Source organism: Blautia marasmi (assembly GCF_900258535.1).
Lineage (GTDB): Bacteria > Bacillota > Clostridia > Lachnospirales > Lachnospiraceae > Blautia > Blautia hominis.
Genome location: NZ_OIWX01000001.1, coordinates 3,525,852 through 3,549,054, shown reverse-complemented (window position 1 = coordinate 3,549,054; position 23,203 = coordinate 3,525,852). Strand labels below are relative to the sequence as shown.

The 23,203-nt window shown below is 44.9% G+C and carries 20 protein-coding genes; 5 read left to right on the top strand and 15 right to left on the bottom strand.

The window, feature by feature from the left end:
• Positions 1-10 precede the first annotated feature (10 nt).
• From C6P39_RS15280 to C6P39_RS15255, 6 genes are all read right to left on the bottom strand, one after another.
• Positions 11-1,009: a Gfo/Idh/MocA family protein gene (locus C6P39_RS15280; protein ID WP_104804344.1), complete on the bottom strand. Its 999-nt coding sequence runs from the start codon at positions 1,007-1,009 to the stop codon at positions 11-13.
• Between the two features lie 53 nt (positions 1,010-1,062).
• Complete coding sequence (locus tag C6P39_RS15275) at positions 1,063-1,911, bottom strand: carbohydrate ABC transporter permease (protein WP_104805944.1); 849 nt, start codon at positions 1,909-1,911, stop codon at positions 1,063-1,065.
• A gap of 26 nt (positions 1,912-1,937) precedes the next feature.
• Positions 1,938-2,837, bottom strand: a complete 900-nt coding sequence (locus C6P39_RS15270; protein ID WP_104804343.1) for a carbohydrate ABC transporter permease — start codon at positions 2,835-2,837, stop codon at positions 1,938-1,940.
• A gap of 32 nt (positions 2,838-2,869) precedes the next feature.
• On the bottom strand, positions 2,870-4,255 hold the full coding sequence (locus C6P39_RS15265) for an ABC transporter substrate-binding protein (RefSeq protein ID WP_104804342.1): 1,386 nt from the start codon (positions 4,253-4,255) through the stop codon (positions 2,870-2,872).
• A gap of 403 nt (positions 4,256-4,658) precedes the next feature.
• Entirely contained in the window at positions 4,659-5,489 is an 831-nt protein-coding gene (locus C6P39_RS15260) for an AraC family transcriptional regulator (RefSeq protein WP_095171923.1), read from the bottom strand.
• A 143-nt stretch (positions 5,490-5,632) separates the two neighbouring features.
• The gene (locus tag C6P39_RS15255; RefSeq protein WP_104804341.1) at positions 5,633-6,241 is read right to left on the bottom strand and encodes a sugar O-acetyltransferase; all 609 of its coding nucleotides are present in this window, start codon (positions 6,239-6,241) and stop codon (positions 5,633-5,635) included.
• Between the two features lie 228 nt (positions 6,242-6,469).
• Here C6P39_RS15255 and C6P39_RS15250 point away from each other — a divergent pair, with 228 nt between their 5' ends.
• The 3 genes from C6P39_RS15250 to C6P39_RS15240 all read left to right on the top strand — a co-directional run bounded on the left by C6P39_RS15250 (position 6,470) and on the right by C6P39_RS15240 (position 8,477).
• Entirely contained in the window at positions 6,470-6,871 is a 402-nt protein-coding gene (locus C6P39_RS15250) for a cupin domain-containing protein (protein WP_104804340.1), read from the top strand.
• A 50-nt stretch (positions 6,872-6,921) separates the two neighbouring features.
• Positions 6,922-7,671, top strand: a complete 750-nt coding sequence (locus tag C6P39_RS15245; RefSeq protein WP_104804339.1) for a carboxymuconolactone decarboxylase family protein — start codon at positions 6,922-6,924, stop codon at positions 7,669-7,671.
• Positions 7,672-8,045: 374 nt separating this feature from the next.
• Positions 8,046-8,477: a DUF3788 domain-containing protein gene (locus C6P39_RS15240; protein WP_104804338.1), complete on the top strand. Its 432-nt coding sequence runs from the start codon at positions 8,046-8,048 to the stop codon at positions 8,475-8,477.
• A 216-nt stretch (positions 8,478-8,693) separates the two neighbouring features.
• Here C6P39_RS15240 and C6P39_RS15235 read toward each other — a convergent pair whose 3' ends face one another.
• The 7 genes from C6P39_RS15235 to C6P39_RS15205 form a co-directional block, all read right to left on the bottom strand.
• Entirely contained in the window at positions 8,694-10,211 is a 1,518-nt protein-coding gene (locus C6P39_RS15235; RefSeq protein ID WP_104804337.1) for an ATP-binding protein, read from the bottom strand.
• Positions 10,212-10,506: 295 nt separating this feature from the next.
• Positions 10,507-12,009 (bottom strand): alpha-N-arabinofuranosidase, encoded by a 1,503-nt coding sequence (locus tag C6P39_RS15230; RefSeq protein ID WP_104804336.1) that lies wholly within the window; start codon positions 12,007-12,009, stop codon positions 10,507-10,509.
• 27 nt (positions 12,010-12,036) lie between these two features.
• Entirely contained in the window at positions 12,037-13,572 is a 1,536-nt protein-coding gene (locus C6P39_RS15225; RefSeq protein ID WP_104804335.1) for a glycoside hydrolase family 43 protein, read from the bottom strand.
• 51 nt (positions 13,573-13,623) lie between these two features.
• Positions 13,624-14,475 (bottom strand): carbohydrate ABC transporter permease, encoded by an 852-nt coding sequence (locus C6P39_RS15220; RefSeq protein WP_095171942.1) that lies wholly within the window; start codon positions 14,473-14,475, stop codon positions 13,624-13,626.
• A 19-nt stretch (positions 14,476-14,494) separates the two neighbouring features.
• Entirely contained in the window at positions 14,495-15,412 is a 918-nt protein-coding gene (locus C6P39_RS15215; protein WP_242987054.1) for a carbohydrate ABC transporter permease, read from the bottom strand.
• 121 nt (positions 15,413-15,533) lie between these two features.
• On the bottom strand, positions 15,534-16,835 hold the full coding sequence (locus tag C6P39_RS15210) for an ABC transporter substrate-binding protein (protein WP_158661585.1): 1,302 nt from the start codon (positions 16,833-16,835) through the stop codon (positions 15,534-15,536).
• A gap of 92 nt (positions 16,836-16,927) precedes the next feature.
• Positions 16,928-18,010, bottom strand: a complete 1,083-nt coding sequence (locus tag C6P39_RS15205) for a LacI family DNA-binding transcriptional regulator (RefSeq protein WP_104804333.1) — start codon at positions 18,008-18,010, stop codon at positions 16,928-16,930.
• Between the two features lie 295 nt (positions 18,011-18,305).
• Between C6P39_RS15205 and C6P39_RS15200 the strand changes: the two genes are divergently transcribed.
• Positions 18,306-19,256: an AraC family transcriptional regulator gene (locus C6P39_RS15200; RefSeq protein WP_158661584.1), complete on the top strand. Its 951-nt coding sequence runs from the start codon at positions 18,306-18,308 to the stop codon at positions 19,254-19,256.
• 79 nt (positions 19,257-19,335) lie between these two features.
• On the opposite strand, the gene C6P39_RS15195 is transcribed toward C6P39_RS15200, so the two are convergent.
• On the bottom strand, positions 19,336-19,821 hold the full coding sequence (locus C6P39_RS15195; RefSeq protein WP_104804331.1) for a GNAT family N-acetyltransferase: 486 nt from the start codon (positions 19,819-19,821) through the stop codon (positions 19,336-19,338).
• A 273-nt stretch (positions 19,822-20,094) separates the two neighbouring features.
• On the opposite strand from C6P39_RS15195, the gene C6P39_RS15190 reads away from it, so the two are divergent.
• Positions 20,095-21,345, top strand: a complete 1,251-nt coding sequence (locus tag C6P39_RS15190; RefSeq protein ID WP_104804330.1) for a uroporphyrinogen decarboxylase family protein — start codon at positions 20,095-20,097, stop codon at positions 21,343-21,345.
• Positions 21,346-21,594: 249 nt separating this feature from the next.
• Here the strand turns inward: C6P39_RS15190 and C6P39_RS15180 are convergent, their stop codons facing one another.
• Positions 21,595-23,193 (bottom strand): xylulokinase, encoded by a 1,599-nt coding sequence (locus tag C6P39_RS15180; RefSeq protein ID WP_104804328.1) that lies wholly within the window; start codon positions 23,191-23,193, stop codon positions 21,595-21,597.
• Between the last annotated feature and the right edge of the window lie 10 nt (positions 23,194-23,203).

The window sequence follows — 23,203 nt, the reverse complement described above, 5'->3', positions numbered from 1 at the left end:
ATTCCTCTTCCTAATAATTTTCCACCCGTGTCTTTTCTCCGTCCATCTTTGCCGAGAACAAGGCAGCTTCTACATAAAGAAGACTGCGAAGCCCTTCCTCCACGGAACAAAAGCTGTCCAGATTCTCCTTCACTCTTCGTATAAAATCTCTGTCTTCTTCCAACTTATGATCTGTGGGTTGATTAAAATATTCCACTCGTTCTCCGCCATTCTCAATATAATGAAATTCCGCTTCATCAGGACTTCTGAAAAATACGCTTACATTCTCAAACACCGCATCAAACAAGGCGTCCCACCTGCCCGGCACAGAACAGTTATTAGCCGTAATGGCAGCTTGTGCTCCTGTAGTAAACGTGCTGGCAGAAACACTGACATCCTCCACTGTATAACCCGGTACATCTCCGTGACATACATTTCCCACAAATGCAGAGACAGCTTTAGGATGCCCGTACAGATATCTACAAATATCGTACACATGGATTGCCTGTTCAAATATCTGTCCCCCGCACAGATTTACATCTCTCCACCACGGCGCATGGAGGGCATTACACTGGTATCTACCGTTAAAAAGTACAGGTCTGCCTGCCTTTTTTCGTTCTACCATATCACGTAATTTCTGAACCGCTGAACCATAGCGCATATGAAATCCCACCTGCGTCTTAATCCCGCTTTTTCTGGCTGCATCTACCATGCTTTTCCCTCTGCTGCTGGTAATCGCAATGGGTTTCTCAATAAATATATGGATTCCTTTCTCCGCAGCTTTTTCAAACTGGCCATTCTGGGCAAAGGGAGGCAGGAGGATATACAGTACCTCCATCTCTGCCTCTTCCAGCATTATGTCAAAATCTGAATAAGCTGCCGCTCCTGTCTTCCCACACAATTCCTGGGCTTTTTCCAGATTGGTATCACATATTGCAACAATCTGTACTTCTTCAAGCTGAATCAGATTGCCAACATGAACATGGCCCATTCCCCCAGCCCCCAGAATCCCTGTCTTTACTTTTCTCACTCTTTCCTACCTCCCATATTAGATTTATCTGTTAAAACGTATGCCGGCTGTACTCACCCCTTAACTGCCCCGGCTGTTATTCCGGAAATAAAACTTTTTTGGAATAACGTATATACCACTACAATAGGCAATGTACAGATTGTAACACCTGCTGCAATCAGAGAATGATCTGCTGTATATTTTCCGAAGAAAAACATCAGACCCAGTGGAAGTGTTCTGGCTGTGTCTTTATACACCACCAGCATAGGAATAAACATATCGTTCCATGACCACATAAATTCAAAAACCAAAAGCGCTGATAATGCCGGCTTGATAAGAGGCGCCATAATATAAGCAAATGTGGTAAATTCATTACACCCGTCTATGGTGGCTGACTCTATCAAAGCATCCGGCAAATCTTTAAAGAAAGCCCGCATCATAAACACTGCAAAGGGCATAGACAATCCGAAATATGGAATAACCATGGCCCATCTGGTATTGATAAGTCCCAGATTCTGCAGATTGTAGTAGAGCGGAATGACCATCGCCTGAACAGGTATCATCATTCCAAACAGCATGAAAGAAAAAATCTTGTCCCTCCACCGAAACTTCAATTTTCCAAATGCGTATCCCGCAAGTGACGACAAAGCAAGTACACCGAGCACTCTTGGCACAGCCACCAAAATACTGTTCAGCAGATATGTGCTCATTTTGCCCACTGTCCAGGCATTGATAATATTATCCAGTGTCAGTCTGTCAGGAACCGCAAAGGGATCTATGTTCAATTTTTCCGACGGAACCAGCGCAGCCTGCCACATCCAATACAGCGGAAGTATGGAAATAAGCAGGGTGACAATCAAAACTCCATAAGTCACTATCTTCTTTACAAGACCTGCTCCTGACCCCTTGTATATTTTTTTCATATGACTTGTCCCCTTCCTTCCCGGCATTATCCGTCCTCTTTTTCTGAATATTTCATATAGAGTGCAGAGCAGACTGCTATCATGGCGGAAAGTACCACCGCAATAGCCGATCCCATGCCAAATTCACTGTCTTTGAAGGCCGTCCTGTACATCAGGTTAGAGATAACCTCTGAGGAATAGTAAGGTCCCCCTTTTGTCATTATGTAAACTATCTCAAACACTTTAAAAGAACCTATCAGTGAGTTCAGCACAAGCAAAGTAAACGTATTCTTCAGCAAAGGAAGTGTCACATAGAAAAATGTCTGAACCGGATTTGCCCCTTCAAGCCTTGCTACCTCCACATAACATGTGTCTATACCTGAGAGGGCAGCCATGGTGATAACCATACAGAATCCATAATGAACCCAGCTTCCTGCAATTAAAAGCGCCCACATCACTGTCTTTTCATCCCCCAGCCAGTTAAAGGCCAGAAAATCCAGACCAATGAATTTAAGAACTCTGTTCAATATTCCAAACTCAGGATTCAGAATCCAATTCCACACCACACTCACCGCCACCATGGAGACAATAGATGGCATATAGAACACTACCCGAAACAGCAGTCTTCCCCTGACGAATTTCTGACTCAGCATAACTGCCAGAACCACACCAAACACCGTGGGAACGAATATGGTAAATAAAATCCAGAAAATATTATGTCCGAGGGCTTTCCAGAAAATTCCGTTCTGAAAAATCGCTTTATAATTTTCCAGACCCACAAACTCCATAATAGGAGCTGCCCCGTCCCATTCATAAAAGCTCAGTTCCACGGTATTTAAAATTGGTATAATAGCAAAAATAATATAACAAATCAAAGCAGGAGCCACGAACACCATAGCTTTACACCATCTGCCCACTGCCCGCTTACGTCTGGCAGCACGATTCATTCCGGATACCCCCTTTCCTTATCTTTCTATAACTACTTCACAACAGCTTTATAATTTCCTTCTTCTGTTTCCTGGTCAAGAACCTTCTGTTTTTCTTCCATACACTCCATACCAGTCTTTTTGCCTGCTAGCAGTTCCTGCATATAGTTGGCTGTGGCTTCGTTTACCTTTGTGGGCATAAGTACATCCAGATTGCTTCCCATCTTGGTTGCAGTTAATATGGTATCTGCAGCATCTTTAAAGAGCGGGGTTACCTCTGCCTCATCCACATTCGCATTATTAGTTGCGGGAATGAGTCCTGCATCAAGCCACCTATTTACATGTTCCTCGTCAAACATATATTCCAGAAACTTGATCGCTGTAAAGGTTTTATCTGCGTCTGCTTTCCCATTGATCACCAATGCCTGACCCAGACCAAATACCCCTGATGTCTCTTTTCCCTCTGGCGCCGGCAGGAAGAAGAAACCACAGTCTTCCCCTAAACCTTCTTCGCCTCCAAAGGCACTTACTTCCCAGGTTCCTGTGGGATACATGGCAATCTTACCGGACAGGAACATCTTTCTGGCATCGTCATGTCCCATCGCATTGGGAGCGTCAATAGTCCATCCGTTCTGTACTGCCTCCTGAATCTTATCCAGACCTTTGGCACAGTCTTCCTGGCTGAACTTATCCTTAAGAGCCAGTATATCAGAAATTTTATCACAGCCTGCAAAAGCGTTCAGCCAGATACTTTCATAGTGATAGCCAGGCCACTGGTCCAGATCATCCAGCATCAGAGGTGTTTCCCCGTTCTCCTTTAAGGTCCTGCACATCTCCTCAAATTCTTCGTAAGTCTCAGGTTCCTGAAGATTGTATTTCTCAAAGATTCCTTTATTATAGTAAACACCCACAGACTCTAACTGATTACCTACTCCGTATAATCCATCATTAAACTGACAGGATGTAAGTGCATTTTCTTTAAACAGCTCGTTCCATCCGTCCTGCTTCGCGATCTCTGTCAAATCATAAGCCAGCCCCCCATTTGCCAGCACTCCCAGATAACCAGACCCAATTTCATATGTAAAGATATCAGGCCCCTCACCTGCATTGATTGCAGCCTTAATCGTAGTTCTCAGATCATCCATCTTCATAACTACTCGTTCCACCTTGATTCCATGTGCTTCCCCAAATCCATCTGCAAATTCCTGAAATAATAGATTGCCTTCCCCTTCTGTAGAGTCATCCCAAAGAGTAATATCTGTATAATTCCCCTCTGTCCCCGAAGTCTGATTCTGGTTTTCTGTTTTGCTCTCCTCTTCAGATTTCTCTCCCTTTCCTGCCTGGGCATTCTTCTTCACTGTACTGCTCATACATCCCGTACAGGCCATGGATGCAGTCAGTAAAACCGCCAATACTGATAACAACTGTTTTTTCTTCATGCCTTTCTCCTTTCACATAATTTCTCACTTGTTTTACCTGGTATCTTCATTATAGATATTTTCCCTTTACTATGGAATGCCTGTTCTTACTCTGTATTTGTCCATTTTACATATCATTTCTCTTTTCCAGATTTCATTTCATATGTGCATAGCAATCATAATTTTTATCAATCCATTAGTTATTTAGCATATTTTTACAAATTATTATATAATTTATAGTGCATTATCACGGTTATATCCTTCTATTTTTCTGGTATCATAAAATTTATTCTAAAACCGCTTTATTATGTCCAGTACTGGTATTTGTCCTTTTTTTTCATGTTAATATGTGGTAAATTTTACCATATCATATAAAAAAAACAGCCCGGTCTCTATACCGTGACTGCTTTTCGTAAAATTTTATTCATGCCTTTAACCTTCTATTTTCTTCCCTGAATCTGCTGGGACTTTGCTGTGCACACCGCGTAAAAAAATGAGTAAAGCCGGGAATACTCTCAAAACCTGATTTTTCCGCTATTTCACTGACTGTCATGTCGCTATCCTGGAGCATAAGCTTTGCCCGTTCTAAGATAATCTGATTTTTCATCACCATGGGTGACGTTCCAAAATAATATTTGAAGCGATTAGATATATATACAGAACTCATATGATATTTTACAGAAAGAATCTCCAACGAAAGTTTTTGATTTTCCTCACTGTTAATCTCTTGAAAAATCTGCCAGAAGGCTTCCGGAATCCTGGCATTCAGCTCAATCTTCTTATCAGCAATCAACTCCTCCACCAGATATGCCATCAGCTCCAAACCGCAGGCTCTATGCATAAGAAGCTCTGACAGCTTATTCATCTGCCTGCTGCTGTCATAGAAACGATAAAAAATATTCTCAAATCCCTCTCTGTCTTTCAAATACGACAGCACCGGAAAATTTAAGAGTTTTAATGCGTCCACTGTATGCTGAATCCTGAAGCAGAAATGCCACCACAAAAAGGTAGCTGGTTTGCAGTCCAGTTTATAATGACTGTGCAACACGTTCTCCGGGATTATCACTATACTTCCAGGTCCGGTTTCATATGTTTTACCATTTATCTCCAGTACCGCACTGCCGGATTTCAAATATGACATAACATAGCATCCCATTCTACGGTTATAAGTCTTCATCTCTCTTCTGGTTTCTACATCATAAGCTTCTATTTCCAGATTCGCCATCTGCATAATCTGTTCCAGGCATTGCTGCATGATATCACCTTACCTTATCATCTTTTCATATTCATTTTAGCATAATAAGGGCTAAACTTCTACCCGTCTGCCAAATGCCTTTTGATGGTGACCGTATATTTCAGTCTCATGACCAGCTTTCCACCCCCTTCTTGTCAGCAGATTCATTCCCAAACATCAAGCTTCTTTCCTTTCGCATAAAACTCCCTATCCTTTTCCCCAATTTCCCGTACCACTTTACACGGAACGCCAAAAGCAACTACATTTGCCGGAAGGTCGCTTGTGACTACACTTCCGGCACCCACAACCGTATTGTCCCCTATGGTGATTCCCGGCATTATCTGAACGGCAGAGCCTATCCAAACATTTTTCCCCACATGGATCGGAAGATTGTAGACATAGTGGTGTTCACGGAGAATAGGCAGTATGGGATGACCGGATGTTGAGAACACAACATTTGGCGCGATCAGACAGTTATCACCAATATAAATATGTTCATCATCCACAAAAGTAATATTGGAATTCAGATACACCCCATTCCCCAAGTGAACATGCCTGCAGCCCCAATTGGCATTTAACGGGGTTTCCACTGTACACCCTACCCCAATCTCAGCAAACACCTCTTTGAGGAGCCGCTGCCTTTTCTCTGTTTCAGTGGGCATTGTCCGGTTATATTTTATCATTTTATCCTGATACATATGCTGATCTCCAAGTAATGCAGGGTCATCATAACGATAGGGCAGGCCTTTTTGTTTTCTGGAAACATTGTCCATATTCTTTCCTCCGGATTGATAATAGTAAGATTGTGATCATATTTTTCATCAACGTATTAACTAACAGTTAATACGATACTAACATTTTGGAGATTCCCCGTCAACGGGATTTCTTCTATAATAAATTCAAAAATAGTCAAATGGTATGTTCGGATGCCCAACGCACCCCGGCCGTGTAAAACCCACTGTTCTGCAGGCAAACATGCCTGTCTAATGAGGAGGATTCCCATGGAAAAGAATGAATTTAAATCCCTTTTTCCCACAGGAGGAAAGAATGACGCTTTTGCCCAATATTTTATAGGGCAAAGCTATCTGAAAATGCTGACAACAGAACGTCTTTCAATCGGAAATGTTACTTTTGAACCCGGATGCCGCAACAACTGGCACATCCATCACAAAGGCGGTCAGATTTTACTCTGCACAGACGGCAGGGGCTATTACCAGGAGTGGGGAAAACCTGTCCAAAAACTGCATCCCGGCGATGTGGTCAATATCCCGCCGGAAGTGAAACATTGGCACGGGGCGGCTCCTGACAGCTGGTTTACACACCTTGCAGTGGAGGTTCCTGCTCCCGGCGCTTCCAATGAATGGCTGGAGCCGGTATCAGAGGAGGAATATGCGCAGCTATAGGTTCTATGACCAATCTCTGCTGCCGTTTATAACAATTGGAGGATATAACATTGAACAGAATCCAGCAATGCGAAGAAAAATTTATGGAATTATTCGGAACCACACCTGTTAAAAATGAGGGGACTGACCCGGAATTCATGAGGATACTACAGCGTTTTATTTTCGGACAGGTCTGTTACACAGGTGAACTGGACAACCGTATCAGAGAACTGATCACCATTACCGTTCTTTCCGTGAACCAGACTCTCCCGCAGTTAAAATCACATGTAAAGGCCTGTCTGCATGTAGGCTGTACACCAGTTGAGATCCGTGAGGTGATCTACCAGTGTGCCCCGTTTATAGGTTTTCCCAAAACATTGAATGCCATTGCCGCCATGAACGAAGTTTTTACGGCGGAGAATATTTCGCTGCCGCTTGAAAATCAGGAGACTATACCGGATGAGGAACGATACCGGGCCGGGCTTACGATCCAGGAACCTCTGTACGGCTCAGAAATCCGCGAAAAATATGCTTACCTGCCTGAACCTTTTGCTGAGGCTGTCCCCAGGTTCCTGACCGAATTCTGCTTTGGTGATTTTTATACCAGGGAAGGTCTTGATAAAAAAGAGCGGGAATTACTGATCTTTGTTCTGCTCTCAGCATTGGGCAGCGCTGACTTGCAGGTTTACAGCCATGCTGCTGGTGCCTTAAAAGCCGGCTGCTCCAAAGAGGAGCTTCTCGCTTCTCTGCTCCACGCCATGCCATATATGGGATTTCCCAGAATGTTGAACGCACTGAACAGTCTAAGACCCCTTTTTTAATAGATATTGTCTGGCTGCTGAATCCTCACTTGCGGTCAGCACCGCAAATGCCAAAACCTGCTGAGTCATGGCGGTGGTTTACGTTCGTTACGGTTTACTCCGTGTCCGGCAACACGCTTCGCGATGCACAGATGTGGGGCATTCTGCCCCATATCGCGCTGGCCGCCCCGGGATTTTCATGCTTCCGGTATGAAAAGGCCTCCCGGTACAGTGGCCTGTGAACAGTGACTTACGTTCTCCGTTACGAAAACCGTTTCCCATACATATATTGAAGAACTCCGGCCGTGTATAGTATACTGACTACATGAACCGGACTTTTGGTTTCCAGATGGAAGCCCGATTCGGTATCCGATATAAAAAAGGAGAAGGACAGGATGGATTGGAATTTGCTTTACTCAGAAAAAGAAACACCCTCTTGGGTACAAATCGCCGAATATATCAACGATCCGCTCTGGACAGTGTTCAACCAGCGTATCCAATCAGCTTACCACAGTGCCCCCCGCCTGGAATACAGCCGCTGCTCCATGCAGGCCGGCTGGAATATCAAATACAAAAAAAGCGGAAGATCACTTTGCACACTGTATCCCATGCAAGGTTATTTTATTGCCATGGTTGTTATCGGAAGCAGGGAACTCACAGAAGCAGAATTACTGATGCCTCTATGTTCTGACTATGTACAGAACGTTTTCAGGAATACCAAAACCGGTAATGGCCAGAAGTGGCTGATGCTGGAAGTGCGGGAGGAACCAATCATGAGTGATGTTTTCACTCTTATTAACCTCCGGAAACCCGCTGTTCTTAACTAAAAAAGGGAGATTGGACAGCCCTCCATGGAAGGCTGTCCGTTTTCCTGACTGAAAAATCCACAGAGTCTCCGGCTCCTGTTCCGAATAAACCACAAATTCCCACCACATACCCACCCTTTTTTCAGGGCAGTCTCCATCCCATCCATTCTGTACTCTTAATCAAAAGCAGAATTCTTATAAATACTTGCCATCCTTGTCCCGTAAATAAGCAGGCAGTCAGCGTATTCCTATTGTATAGTACCTCTGCAGCTTACTCTGCGGCTTTTCCGGTAAAGTCATTGCCAGTTTCCCGCTCTGCAGCAGCGGATTCACATATTTCTTCATGATGTAATACAACGTTTTTACTCCCATATACTCCGCAATTTCTATTTTAGTCCTTGGCTGTGCACAGAATTCCAGCAAATCCTGTATTCCTTTATCTTCCGGCATCTCCTCTATCTCACCGCTGCTCACAGCATACAGCGCACTTTCTCTCAGTACCGGCGGCCTTTTTGCAATACTCCGATAGCTGACCATTGCATTATAGAGCACTACCACAAATTCATTTCTCCTGTTCTCAAAAACCGGTTCCGGGAGGCCGGCATCCGCCATCTCCTTGCGGATTGTGGGGATACCGGAATAACGGTTCTCCGCTCCGGTCAGACTCTCTGCCATGACTGCCAGTGCCGGATTACGCAGATCCGGACGGGCAACTCCAAGCTGCTCTACTGTCATCCTGCCGTAAAGGTTTCCCGGACTGTGTATCTCCAGCCTGTCTTTAAAAAAGTCAATCTGCACAGGTGTCCCCTCCGTATGCTCACTATAGTCACGGTGGATCAGCGCATTCAGAACAGCCTCTCTGACTGCATTCAGCGGATATTCGGTCTTGTCCCTCCGCCTGCCGGTATCCGGGTCGATAATTGTCTTAATCTTCATATTGCGCTTGCAGAATCCTACAGCCTCCTCTACCATCTCGGATATTGTTCCGCAGATCCTTTTATTATCCATGAATCGCTCCATATCTTCTCCCACATCCCCAATCTCATAACCCGGAACTACAACCGCTGTTATGCTGTACTGGGGAAAGATCCCCTGGGGATAGATACAGAAATTCATAATACCCGCCAGAGTTGGAACCCCGCCCCTGGTCACATTAAGCATTTCCAGCATCTGTGACTCCTGAAGCATGGAAAACTGCGGACGCTCCGCTTTTTTATCGTTCAGGAAGCGTTCGAGCCTTGTTCTCTCCAGCATGGAAACAGGAATCCTCTCAACGATCCGTTCATCATCATGCACATGTTTGCGATACACCTCGTAGCTGTAGATTTCATAGTCTGTCATAGGCAGATCCGCATCTCCTACCCGGACATATGCTCCCTTCACTTTACCTGCCCCCTTATAGTAGCAGGGCCGCTCCGCCAGGTCGATGGCCGGAATCTCGGCAGAGCAGATATTGACACCCTCATATTCTGTAAAAGTGAACACTGCCCGTACCGGAGGATCCATCTGATTGCACTGCTCTGTCACTTTCTTCTGAAGATCATGCAGGTCGTACACGCCCACCGCCTGAAAGGCGGCTCTCTCATCAAGGCCAAAAATCAGGATTCCTCCGCTGTCCTGGTTGGAAAAGCTGGATAACGTGTCATAAAGTCTCTTGGGACATCCGTCCTTCGCGGTTTTTACTTCTATATACTGCGCTTCTGCCCTCTGTATCTGAACTCTCGCTGCCAGTTCTCTTAACTCATCTGCTAACATCTGATCCCCTCTTTCGCAGAAAGAACATTTGTTCTTATTTATAGATATATACTAACACATCACAAACCGTCTTTCAAGTTTATTTTGCAAATATTGAATCTGTTTCAATATTTTTTTGTAAATCTGGTTTATTTTTTGCAATTCCCAATTATTTTTATAAACAGCTAAGGATCACAGCAGCTTTTTACATACAGTACAAATGAAAACCACCGGGATTTCTCCCGGCGGTCTGCTTTTTCATTATTCTCTTTTTATGATCATTTTTGCCACTGTACTGCCTGATCTCTCATCCTTCTTATTTCACAACAAGATGTGCCACACTGGACGGCGGCAGTTTAAACTGAAAGGTACCATTGTCTAAAATGATATTTTGAAGGGGAACCGGCTGCACATTTGACGGCTCCTCAAAAGTATTCTTCGCATGGATATCTCCGGCCAGTAACTCACCCGTTACCTCTTTTACTTCCCTCTCCGTGATCTCAGCCTCAATCTCACTGGATTCATCCGCCGATAAATTGGTAATGGTTATATGTATCTGCCCGTTCGTGTCAACGGATACGGAATGCGTGAGATTTGGAACCATAAATGCCTCCTCCAGTCCGATTCCTGAAGTTTCCAGCGTGCTATCCACAAGGGAAGCTCCCTGATGGCTCTTATACATCTGAAATACATAGTAAGTAGGTGTTTTCACCATCTGCTCCCCATCCGTCAGCAGAACAGCCTGCAGCACATTTACAATCTGGGCCAGATTAGCCATTTTAACTCTGTCACAGTGTCTGTTAAATAAATTAAGGTTAATTCCCGCAACAAGGGCATCACGCATGGTGTTCTGCTGATACAGAAATCCCGGATTTGTGCCCGGTTCGCAGTCGTACCAGGTTCCCCATTCATCTATGATCAGTCCAATCCTCTTATCCGGATCGTACTCATCCATAATTTTGCCATGCCGCTCGATCAGTTCTTCCATATATAACGTTTTGCTCAGTGTTCTGTACCAGTCCTTTTCATTGAACCAAACAGCGCTTCCCTTCTCCTTCCAGTCCCCGGGAACGGTATAATAATGAAGTGACAGGCCATCCATAAACCCATGATGTTCCGGTGCGGCGTTGCGGTAACAGGTGTCCAGAACGGTTCTGGTCCATGTATAATCATCTGCGTTTGGCCCGCAGCAGATTTTGTGGATGCCTCCGTCATTTCTATAGTCCCGGATATAGGTCTGATAACGTCTGTATTCATTTGCATAATACTCCGGGTTCATATTGCCGCCGCATCCCCAGTTTTCATTCCCCACACCCCAATACTTCACATTCCAGGCTTCCCCGGAACCATTTGCCTCCCGAAGCTGTGCCATAGGTGACAGCCCCTCAAAGGTAATATACTCTACCCACTCTGACATCTCCCTCACGGTGCCGCTTCCAAGGTTCCCGTTGACATACGCACTGCACCCAAGCTGGCGGCAGAGTTCAAAATACTCGTGTGTCCCAAAGCTATTATCCTCCACCACGCCTCCCCAGTGTGTATTGATCATTTTCTTGCGTTTCTCTTTCGGGCCGATCCCGTCCATCCAATGATATTCATCTGCAAAACATCCGCCCGGCCATCTCAAAACAGGCACATTTATTTCCTTCAAAGCACGAATCACATCTGTTCTCATTCCATTTACATTTTCAATAGGCGAATCTTCCCCCACGTAAATGCCCCCATAGATACAGCGCCCCAGATGCTCTGAAAAATGCCCGTAGATTTCTCTGTTGATCTTTCCTGTTATCTTATTCGGATGAATCCTTAATCTATCCATTTTCCCATTCCTCTGCTTCCAAATCTGTTATTCATGATCCAGTACCTTTACATGAAAGTTTTCAAAGGCAGCACAGCCATTTTCCGCAAACATACCCAGGTAAGTTCCTGTAAATGTCATATTTCTCGTACTCTCCGTACAAAGGCCAACCACCAGCCCGCTTCCCAGTTCCACAAAGGTTTCCCCGTCCAGGCTGTAAGAAAATCTGTAATATGTCTTATCGGATACGATCCGCAGCATAACATTTTCTGCAGCAGGAAGTTCCGCACTTGCTGTAACTGTAAAGATATCATGAACATGTTTCGCAAGACAAACCTTCCATCTGTCCAGTTCTCGGCTCAGATAAATTTCATAGTGATAGGAATCATTATAATAAGCAGTAAGGCCTGCCCGCATTCCCTGCACTGCATCCAGCAGCGAAACAACCGCCGTGGATACTGTCTCAAAGCCTTTCTGCCGCACCCCGATCCAGGTGGGGCTTGCCATTTCATTGATGGTTGTACCGGTTCCTTTCAGGATCAGTTTTCCCTCCGCAGTATCCCTCACATAATTTTCCATAGACGGATTTCTCAGAAAATTATAATGCGGACTGAACCTATCCTTGGAAAAATCGTCTGCAAAGTCCCGGTTGACCGGTACCGGGCTCTCTCCGGGAAGGGGACCGTCCATCTCCGGTGAGATCAGACCTTTTTCCCCTACAACGGGCCAGCCGTCTTCGGTCCACACAACCGGCGTCAGGAAAGTCTCACGGCCCAGATTATGAAGCAGCACCCTGTCTTTTTTCTCCTGACACGGGCGGATCGCCAGACAGACCATCCACCAGTTACCATTATGATCCTCTATCATATCCGCATGACCGGTACAATAAATCTCCTCCCTCATATCATCCCTGTGAGTGAGTATCGGATTATGGGGACACGCCTCAAATGGTCCGTAAGGGCTGTCTGACCGCAGTATAGTTTCCATATGTCCGTATTCCGTACCGCCCTCAGCCAGCATGAGATAATATTTTCCAAACCACTTATAAAGATGTGGGCCTTCCGCATATCTGCCGCCGCATCCTCTGCTGATCACCACGCTTTCTGTGAGCCGCTCCCCTGTATAAGGATTTACCTGGCAGAGGAAAATTCCCGTGTTTCCTTCACTGTCCATGCTGGTGGATGCAAAATACACAGTTCCGTCATCGTCAAACAGCAGAGACGGGTCAATCCCCCCCTGGTCCACCCAGGCAGGCTGTGACCATCCGTTTTTCATATCCGTGGTATGTACGATAAAATTCCCTTTGCCTGATGTGTTGGTCGTTGTCATAAAAAAAGTTCCCTGATGATAACGGATCGTAGGCGCATAGATTCCTCCCGACGGCCTGCACCCATGTAAGTCAAGCTGAGATTCCTCTGTAAGGCAATACCCCTCAAGTTCCCAGTTCACAAGATTCCTGCTGTGGTAAACAGGGACTCCCGGATAAAATTCAAAAGACGAATTGACAATATAGTAATCCTCTCCCACCCGGCAGATTGACGGGTCAGGATTGTATCCGGAAATAATCGGGTTTCTGTATTTCATTAAGTTGTCCTCCATTTTGTCATATTATGGTTATAAATGTCAGGGAATGCCTCAGCCTTTCAGACCGGACATTTTTATTCCCTGAATAAAATACTTCTGGCAGGTGGCAAATATCACCAGCACGGGCAATAGGGAGATCAGTGCCATGGACATCATCTGTCCTACCTGGACATTCCCCTGAGAACCTTTGAAAAACTGCAGTCCAATGGCAATTGTAAACTTATCATTGGAATTAAGGTAAATTAAAGGATTGAAAAAATCATTCCAGTTAAACACCAGTGCCATCACCAGAACAGCCAGCATGACCGGTTTTACTGCCGGAAGAAGAATCCTGGTGAATACCTGCAGGGAATTGGCACCATCAATCTTAGCTGCCTCATCCAGTTCCTTGGGCAGTGTCCGGAAAAACTGGATAAACAAGAATATATTGAACGCGCCTCCTCCAAGCCAGCTTGGTATGATAAGAGGCCATATGGTGTCCACCATTCCCAGTTTATAATAAAGCAGGTACTGGGGGATCAGTGTAACCTGAGTCGGAAGCATCATAGTGCCTAAGAGCACCATGAACAGGATCTTTGATAATCTGGACTGGAACCGTGCAAACCCATAGGCAACCACAGAGGATGACAGTACGGTCCCCACTGTGGCAAGAAAGGTGATCACCGCAGTGTTTTTAAAATAAAGCTGGAAATTGGCTCCTTTCCATCCTTCCACAAAGTTCTCAAGGGTACTTTGCTTTGGAATGAGAGTGGGTGGCATACTGTAGATATCCGACATTGGCTTAAAGGATGTGGAAACCATCCAGATAAACGGGAAAAGGCAGATAACCGCAGCAATGACCAGCACAAAATATGTCAGTATCCTTGCCATAAGTTTTGTCTTTTTTTGTGATCTCGTACGCATATTTTATCTCTCCTTCTCCTTAATCATCATAAAACACCCAGAATTTAGATGTGGATACAACTACAATTGTGATCAGCATGATCACCGCGAACATGCTCCAGGCCATCATGGATGCATAGCCCATCTTTCCGTATAAAAATCCATTATTATACAAATGCATAGCCGCCGTGTAGGTACTGTTCAGAGGCCCCCCGTTGGTGAGGATCAATGGCTGCTGGAATACCTGGAACGCTGCGATCACTGTGACAATAAGATTGAAATATATGGTAGGCGTACACAAAGGCAGTGTGATATAGAATGTCTGCCGCAGAGAGCCTGCCCCGTCAATCTGTGCGCTTTCATAATAAGACCGGGGAATATCCTGTATGCCGGCCAGCATGATGATAATATTATTTCCTATGGTCCACAGGGACAAGATCACTATGGAGATCATGGCTACGTTTTTATCACCCAGCCAGTTCGGCCCCTTGATCCCCACAAGGGACAGTATGTAATTGATGATCCCAAAATCTTTCTGGAAGATCCATCCCCAAAGGATCGTCACCGCAACCCCTGAGGTAATATACGGTATATAAAATGCGGTACGGAAAAATCCCAGACCTTTTACTTTCTTGCTCAAGAGAAGTGCAACAAAAAAGGCAAGTATAATGCTGCACGGTACGAACATAAATACATATTTCAGGGTATTCAGAAAAGCTCTCCTGAATAATGTGTCATCCGTAAATGCATATTTCCAGTTATCCAGCCCCACAAATTCCCCGATCCCTGTTAGATTCATATTCGTAAACATCAGATAAAAAGAATACAAAATCGGATACAATGTAAGTACAAGGAATCCGATCAGCCAGGGGGCTGTGTAAATATAAAAATTCCTGGCTTCTCTTTTTTTCATGGTTGTATATTTTTTTTGTTTTCCCGGTTTCCTCAAAATTCCCATGCCTCCAATCGACGATAGAACGTACGCGCTGCGGACCTTCTATTGTCATGAACTATCAGCGGCCGCCCGCCGGGCCAAAATGACCCGGCTGATAACCTCCGCTCCTCTGCCATCCTTACTGTCAGTTGCCGTTTGCCTCGTTAAATGCTTTCTCCAAAGCCGGATAATATTCCTCCATGGCTTCCTCCGCCGTCTTGCCGTCAATGGTCACTGACTGCCATATCTGTGTATACACATCACCGGCTGCTGAAAATGCACCGCCCCATATATTCAGTTTTGCATCAGCCAGTCCGTCAAGGAATGCGCTGTTTTTGATCGGTCCATACTCTAAATCCTTATAATATGTCTCTGCGATATTTTTGCAGGATGTAAGTCCGATCTTACTGGTTTCTTTTGCCATGTCTTCATTTGCATACGCTGCTTCTTTTAAGAAAGTCCAGGCTGCATCCTTGTTCTTTGAAGTTTTCAGCATAGCATAGCCGGTTGCGTACATAAGGTTGTTCTTTCCGTTTTCCACTTTCGGCATGGAAACAGCATCCCATGCAAAATTATCTCCCACTTCCTCTGCGATCAGCTTTGTCTCAAATCCGCCCAGTGTATACATGGCCGCGTGTCCAGATACAAATAACTGTTCCTTCGGAAGGCTTTTTGCTGCTGTGTCATCCGGCATTGCCTTGCTCTGAACCAAATCGCCGAATAGATCCAGTCCGTCTTTTACTTCCTGGCTGTTGACTTCACATGTCTTCAGATCATCTGAGTATGCACTTCCGCCTTTGCAGATCACAGACAAGCCTGCGTCAATCCAATGGTTTACCATTCCATAAGTGGCATCCGCCCCTTCTCCTCCGGCAAACTTTTTAGCGGTTTCTGCCAGGTCATCCCAGGTCCAGTCATCGGTAGGATATTCTACACCAAACTTATCAAACATGTCCTTGTTATAGGCCAGGACAAAAACATTCTCCAATAAAGGCATAGCCTCCAGCTTACCATCCGGGCGGTAATACGGCTCGATCATTCCCTCTGTTATCACGGATTTGAGATCAACGCCTTCTTTTTCCACATAAGGATTAAGGTCCTCATAATATTCCGTATATAAACCGTAATAATCCGGGGACATCTGGATAACATCCGGGCCGGTGCCTGCAGACAATGCTGCTGTCATCTTCTGATCCCATACATGGTCAGCTGTGGGGATCACAGAATGTTCAACCTCAATTTCCGGATGTGCTTTCTGAAATGCCTCCACCATGGTCTCTCTTGATTTCTTCTCCTCATCTGCTCCCCAGGACCAGATCACCAGTTTTTCTTTTTCCTTGCCGTCCGCTGTTTTTGCGGCTTCCTTATCTGAATTGCCTCCACAAGCAGTCAAACCTGCAAGCATAACTCCAACCATACCCACTGCTGCCAATTTTTTTAATTTCATCTTTCTTCCTCCATCCATTTAAGATAAATTTATATATACACCAAAGCTGCGCGCGGTACTTTGATATATGTTCCTAATTATGTAAAGACTTGCTAAACAGATGCCATATTTTTTACGGTCTCCCCTTCCAGGATTTCAAAAGGAGAGTAATTCATGTATTTATATTTGTTTCCTTCTAATACATCTATCAAAACATCTACACATTCCGCTCCCTGGCGTTCCGGGTAGATGGCGATTGTTGTCAGTTTCGGCTCATATCTTTCTCTTGTAAAAATCCCGTCAATCCCTATAACGGAAACATCTTCAGGCACCCTGAATCCCAGAGCTTTTAATTCTTCCATCATTCCAAATGCCATATCATCATTAAAACAGATGATGGCTGTGGGCTTATGCGCAGACTCCTGATACATCCTCGCTGCCCTTCTTCCTATAAAAAACAGATCCAAGTAAACAAACCCTTCCGCCTCACAGCTGAAATCCTGTTGACTGCTGTTCTTTGGCGTTTCCGTCTTGTCCAGATCCCCCTGTACATCCAGGATATATTTTTTGTATTCTTTCCCTATTTCCAGCATCATCCGTTCCTTCCAGTAACGGTAACGGAGATTTGCGTAGCCTTCATTAAACGGAAGCGCCATACCGATCTTTCGATGGCCCTTTTTCCGGAGATAGTCAATGGCCGTATTGATAACTTTTCTATTATCAATGATAACTGCCGGCATGGGTTTCGCAAAAACCGCTGACGGATCAAAACTTGCCGTGACGGTTGGCAAATAATAATTTTTTCCAATACTTTCCGCATATGCCTGCGCCACCGACTCCGTAGGGAAAAGCGCACCGTCTGCCAATGTCTTTTTCACCATCTCGAAATCCCGTTCATTCATGATAGCCAGAACATGATAGCCTTTTTTCTCAGCTTCCCTGGCCATGCCATGGTACATCTGGTTATAATACGTTCCGGTAAGGTCTCCGCAGAAAAACAACAGCTGGTACGTCTTCTTCTGCTGCAATGCCATGGCTACGGGGTTGGGCATATACCCTACACGGTTAGCGATCTCCAAAATCCTTTTCTTTTTTTCGTTGTCTACATATCCGCTGTTGTTAAGTGCTCTCGAGACCACAGATACCGAAACACCTGCCTCTATCGCTATATCCTTCCTGGTAACATTTTTTTCCATTATTTACTTTCTTATTCCTTTTGTGTAATATGCACTATTTGTATAGTCACTATACTATATGATAATGCCGAAATCTTCAATACGGAGAAATATGGTCACGCGTCCACATAGGCATGTTGGTTACCGCTCACTCTGTTCTCCCCAAAACGCCTCACGGCCTCTCATTTGCTCCCCTCGCCAAACAGTGTCCGGTTCCTATACAAAATACTTTTTCCATGTCTTGAACATCAAGCCACAAATATGCTATAATTTCCTGCAAAGATGCTCAATAATTACAGATAGAAAGAAGCATATCATGGATAAAAGTCAAAAACCCAAAGTTGAATTCCGGTATTATTCCACCCTGCCCCAGCTTCCCATATATTTTTTAACGGGGGACGGATGGCTGAACTGCCGGGGAACCCGGACCGTCTGCCTTCATTTTCATAATCTGATGGAAATAGGGTATTGTTATAGCGGAAATGGAAATATGCTTCTTGGTGAACATGCATGCAAAACAGAAGCGAATATGATTTCCATTATTCCTCCCAATTATCCCCACTCCACCGACAGTATTCCTGACAGTGTCATAACCTGGGAGTATCTATTTATTGATGTGGACAGTTGTCTGCAGTCTGTCTATGGGAATGATGAACATAAGTTTAACTATATGAAGCAGCTGATCACACAAAAGGCCCGTTATATACATGCCAAAGAATATCCTGACATTGCTTCCGCATTTCGTATCATACTGCATGAAATGCTGGTGCAGAAAGAATACAGCAACACCATGGTAAAGGGGATGGTTTTCTGGCTGCTTATGCGGATTGCCCGCATGACTACTTCCGAGGAAGATCATGAGATCCTATCCTATAAAAGACCCCTCAACCTGGAAAACGTAAGCCAGATACGGCCAGCGCTGGAAATGATCCGAAAACAGTATACTTCTTCCATCAAAATTCAAGACCTGGCCGATATCTGCAGTATCAGTGAGACGTATTTCCGTAAGCTGTTCAAAAAAATGATGGGGGTTTCCGCGCTGGATTATATCAATAAGGTGCGGATCATGAACGCGGCAGAGCTGATGCAGAAAACAGATGATCCGCTGCATGAGATCATATCTAAAACAGGATTCATTTCCGAGTCTACCTTTAACAGGAATTTCAAAAAATATACGGGAATGTCTCCAAGACAATGGAAAGAAAAATATGCCGGAAAGGAATGCCGGCTGAAAGATTTTGATATTTATCTGGAAAACGGATGGTAGGTTTTAGAAGCAAAAAGTCCATCGCCTTTGAGGATGGACTTTTTGCTTGGTTAAAAATCATACTGCTGAATGGTCACTATTATTCATCAATCTCAACCATCCGTGTGTAAACCCCTGATGACTTTTCAGGAATCATTTCTGCTTGGACACATTTTTCATAAAAGGGAATTGCTGTTCTGGACGGCCAGCCGATTATTGCATAGGCATAGCCCATTTCCTCCATGGATTGGAGGGATCTCAGAAGCAGTGCTTTCCCAATCCCCTTTTTCCTCTCCTCTTTTACTACTGCCATCGGGCCGAAAAAGTTTTTTGCAGTTGCCTCGAAACAAGCAAAGCCGACTGGTTTTTTGTCCTTTGTCGCCACATAACATGTGATTGGATTATTGGCAAACGCAGCTGTCACTTCGTCTGAATAATCTTCCTCTGCACATGTTTTGGAAAACTCTATTATTTTTCTTCTGTCAGGTGCCAGCGCTCTTTTTATTCTGATGCCGCTGTCTGATAAATCCTTTTCTGTTTCCTGTGAAGATGCTGTCTGAAATAGTTTTACCAGCATATCAGCCATGGTTTAACCCCCTTTTTCTTTACACATGACACGCTGCTGAAGAACTGCAGGTGTCTTACATGTTTATCATATCACACATATTTCTGTATAAGAATATTTTTTTAATTGTTCAGAAGGTCCGTCCAATTATTTTGCCAAAAAACAGATTTCCGGGGTTCTCGTTTCAAGAATATTCATTTAATTATAGTTCCATTACAGAATAGTCAATCTATTTCTTTTGTGATATAATAAAAGCATGACCAATTGTTTGTGCTATACAAAGGAGGATTGTATATGAGCACGAAAGAACAGTACCAGACCAGGATGAAACGTATTGACGAAGCTCTTGCGGGGAATGAACCTGACCGTGTACCCGTAATTCCTTTTGTCCAGACCTACTCTGTCACCCATTCCGGACACACTATGGCGGAGGCCATGTATGATTCTGCTGTTATGCAGAATGCGCTCCGCCAATATCTGAAGGATTACGAGCCGGATGCCAATTATGGTTACTCCCCGTTTTTCTGCGGACTTGGACGCTGTTTTGAACTGACAGGAATCTCTTTCCTGCAGTGGGCGGGGCAAGAGGGCGGAGTCTGTACCGAAAATTCCATCCATCAATTTGTGGAGAAGGCGTATTTAGGTGATGATGAATATGCTGAACTTCTGACAGATTTGACCGGATGGATCATGAAGAAATACCTTCCCAGAAACTTCAAACTGCTGGAACCCATGGCACAGATGTCCTTTGGGAGTATGCTGGGATACGGCGCACTTCCCGGGATGATGCAGTTTGCAGATCCTGCGATTGCGGAGATGTTTGTAAAACTGGGGGAGGCTGCCAAAATGATCTCCCGGTATTATGGGGAAGCCCATACTTTTGATATGGAAATGATAGAGGCCGGCTATCCCCTCTTTTTCAAGGCCACCACTACCTGTGCCTTTGATATGTTGAGCGACTGCCTCAGGGGCACCCTGGATACCATGGCTGACTTATACGAGCAGCCGGAAAATGTCCATAAAGCCATTGATTTTTTCTATCCCGGCACACTCTATGGCGCTCTCTCCCAGACAGAACACTCTAAGGGAAAAGTTGTGTTTATCCCACTCCACAAAGGTCTTGACGGTTTCATGGGAAATGAACAGTACGGTGAGTTTTACTGGCCTACCTTAAAGGCACTGGTAAATGATCTGGCCGCCGCAGGGCAGATCCCCTATGTCTACACAGAAGGAAAATATGATTCCCGGCTTGAATTTTTATCCGATCTCCCTGCCGGAAAGTGTCTGGTCCACTTTGAGAACTGCGATATGAAAGAGGCAAAACGGATCGTCGGAAAGAATTGCTGTATCTCCGGAGGATTTGACGGAAGAATCCTGGAAACAGGAACACCCCAACAGGTAACAGAGGCGGTGAAGCGTATTCTTGATATCTGCGCTCCGGGGGGCGGTTATATCTTTGATGTCAATACAACCATTGATTATGGGGTGAAGCATGAGAATGTACTTGCTATGTTTGACGCTGTGAAGACTTATGGAAAATACTGATGTGTAAGATATCACAAAAGAACTATAATGGTAACTATTCAGTAGGTCTGCGCATTCACTGCGCTGACAGTAAGAATGTACCACGGCCAAGCAAAATTCCCATCGCCAAAGGCGATTCTGCAAGGATTTTTACCTGTAACTGTGATGGTACTGAACAGTTACCTATAATGTATTTCTCATAAAATAGTAAAGGAAAATATTGGAAAGGGACGTGCCATTTTACAGCGGCCGCCCCTTTCCTTATTTTTTTCATCTCAGGGCTTCCACAGCCGTTCTTTCAATGACAAGACCTCTCTTATATCGCTCCATAAATGTGTCAAACCCCGCCATATCCTCTTGTTCCGGTTCCAGAATGGAATCCATCTTATCTCCGAAGACATGCGCCTGTAAAAATTGTTCCAGCGTTTCCCCTTCCTCTTTGTTTCTCATATAGGAAGCCAGAAGTGCAATCCCCCAGGCTCCGCCCTCCCCTGCTGTCTCCATAACGGATACGGGCGTCTTCACTGCTGCTGCCAGCAGCCTCTGCCCCACTTCCGGTGTCTTGAAAAAGCCGCCGTGTCCGTATATCTTGTCAATCTCTATCTTTTCCTGTTCATACAGGATATCCATGCCAATCCTGATCGCCCCCAAAGTTGTCATAAGATTGGCCCGCATAAAATTAGACAGTGTAAATCTGCTGTCCGGGGTCCTGACAAATAAAGGACGTCCCTCCTCAAATCCGGTTATATGCTCCCCTGACAAATAACAAAACGGCAGCAGGCCCCCTCCGTCTTTGTCTCCTTCCAGTGCTTTTTTGAACAGTGTTGTGTACAATTCATTGATATTGATCTTGGCACCTATGGCTTCTGAATACTCCTTGAAAATGCCGGCCCAGGCGTTTATATCTGACGTACAGTTATTGCAGTGGACCATAGCTGTCAAATCCCCGGATGGAGTTGTTACAAGGTCCAGCTCAGGGTATACTTTCTCCAGCTCTTTTTCCAGAACGATCATTGCAAAGACGGAGGTTCCGGCAGACACATTTCCGGTTCTTTTCGCCACACTGTTTGTAGCTGCCATGCCTGTACCCGCATCACCTTCCGGCGGGCACATGGGAATCCCTACCAAAAGGTGCCCGCTCACATCCAGAAGTCCGGCCCCCTCCTCTGTAAGACAGCCTGCCATGTCACCGGCAGTCAGAACTTCAGGCAGAATATCTTTTAGTTTCCACGGATACTGCATAGGCTCCACCAGTTCATCAAACTGCTTTACCATGACAGGATTATAGTCCTTTTTTACTGTATCAATGGGAAACATCCCTGAGGCTTCCCCAATCCCCAGCACTTTTTGACCTGTAAGCCTCCAGTGCACATAGCCTGCCAGGGTTGTAAGAAAATCAATGTCTTTCACATGTTCTTCTTTTTTTAAGATAGCCTGTCTAAGATGTGCAATACTGAAACGTTGGGGAATATGGTAATGAAACAGGTCCGTCAATTCCTCAGACGCCTGCTCTGTGGCTGTGTTCCTCCATGTGCGAAATGGGGTCAGCCACTTTCCCTCCTTGTCAATGGGGATATATCCATGCATCATTCCGCTGACGCCGATGGCCCCCAGCCGGTAGATTTCTGTATCATACCGCCTTCTCACATTCTCTGCCAGATTTCTGTAACACTTCCGGATTCCTGTCCACACATCCTCCAGGTGATATGTCCACACACCCTCTACAAAACGGTTCTCCCAGTCATAGCTCCCGGACGCAATGGGATTGTTTTCACGGTTTACCAGTACCCCTTTGATCCTGGTGGAACCCAATTCTATTCCCAGGATCGTTTTTCCTGCCATGATTTCCTCTCTGATTTTATCTTTCATCAATAATCCT